General features: G+C 46.7%; 3 protein-coding genes. 2 read left to right on the top strand and 1 reads right to left on the bottom strand.

Annotated elements, in window-relative coordinates:
* Window positions 1-98 precede the first annotated feature (98 nt).
* Window positions 99-221 (top strand): hypothetical protein, encoded by a 123-nt coding sequence (locus Q0200_RS03905; RefSeq protein WP_297937983.1) that lies wholly within the window; start codon window positions 99-101, stop codon window positions 219-221.
* A gap of 32 nt (window positions 222-253) precedes the next feature.
* Complete coding sequence (locus Q0200_RS03910; protein WP_297937985.1) at window positions 254-736, top strand: DUF523 domain-containing protein; 483 nt, start codon at window positions 254-256, stop codon at window positions 734-736.
* A gap of 646 nt (window positions 737-1,382) precedes the next feature.
* On the opposite strand, the gene Q0200_RS03915 is transcribed toward Q0200_RS03910, so the two are convergent.
* On the bottom strand, window positions 1,383-1,509 hold a 127-nt coding region (locus Q0200_RS03915), incomplete at its 5' end, for a M15 family metallopeptidase (RefSeq protein WP_366118218.1).

Consider the following 1,509-nt stretch of genomic DNA (forward strand, 5'->3'; position numbering starts at 1 on the left):
AAGCCGATAAACGGCGGCAAAGTCGGCAAATACGTGCCGATGCTAAGGCATATGTATATAGATAAGATCAAAAAAGAGGCCGGGCTTTAAGTTACATTTTGACGCTTCGGGCCGGCTTTATATTTGTGCGAGTCGGCTCAAATTCGGCTAAATTTGACGGTAAATTTGACGAACGTTTTAAATTTGCCGTTCGAAGCGTTAGTAAATTTGAGCCAAAATAACGCCTGCCGACCATCAAATTTCGGAACTAACGATGAAAAATAAACCCAAAATTTTAATCAGCGCCTGCCTGCTCGGCGAAAACTGCAAATATAACGGCGGTAATAACGCAGACGCGATTTGCGCGGGCGAGCTTGCCAAGCTTAGACAAATTTACGAGCTAATCGCCGTTTGCCCGGAGAGTATGGGCGGACTAGCGACCCCGCGCGAACCTGCCGAAATTTGCGCAAAGGGACGGGTGCTTACTAAATTTAGCGGTCGCGACGTGACGCGGGAGTTTCTTTCGGGTGCTCAAATTTGCGCAGATATCGCCCGTAAAAACGGCTGTAAAATCGCGGTTTTAAAAGAGCGAAGCCCAAGCTGCGGAAGCGGCGAAGTTTACGACGGAAGCTTTACTGGGCGGATCGTTAGCGGCGACGGGATAACCGCAGCGGCGCTAAAAAAACTTGGCGTTCGTGTAGTTGGCGAGAGTGCGCTCGTGGAGCTAAATTTAGAAAAAGAGGCAGAAAATGGCTGAGTGGATAAATGTTAAAGACATATTGGACGGCGCGAAATTTTACGCCAGGGCGGCGATAAAGATAGTGCCGACAGTGCGCGGGCCTGCAGAGGGAATTTTATCCCCGAAAACGGGCTTGTTTACCTTGTCTCGGACAATGCTTCGGATAAGAGTTATTTTAACTGCGTCTGCCTAAGCGCAGGCGAAGAAGGCAACGTGATCTGCCGCCCCTGGCGAAAGGGTAACTGCGTACTTGGAAGCGAGATCAAGCGGATGTTTGAAAGCGAGTTTTAAGAGGCATTTATAAGTAAAAGCATCGAGATCGCGGTAAATTAAGTAGCAGGGATTTGTTGGCAAAATTTGCTAGCGAGCGGCGCAAGCATTGTTTTAAATTTTGGCGTATCAAATTTCTAGCGCTACTTTGGAAAAATTACCGCTTGAAATTTTAAAAATCTCAAATTCGTCAAATTTGCTTAAACTAAAAAATCGGCACGCGGGTTACCGTGCGGTCAACATTAAATTTAAAATTTACAAGCCGCCCCATCGCCTCGATTAGAGCTCAAATTTTAACAGAGGGCAAAGCGGCGACATCCTGTCGCCAGCCAAAACGTAACGATAAATTTGAGTCAAATTTCACCCAAATTTATCGTTAAAATCGCCGTCAAATTTATCTCAGATATCCAAACTCCGGCCTATATTCAAAGTGCATCGTGTCAAAACTCACCCAACGCCCACCCCAGATGAAGCCGTGCTTTTCAAATACGCGCACGATCTCTTCGGGGATTTGATTGCGG

Source organism: uncultured Campylobacter sp. (assembly GCF_938045225.1).
Taxonomy (GTDB): domain Bacteria; phylum Campylobacterota; class Campylobacteria; order Campylobacterales; family Campylobacteraceae; genus Campylobacter_A.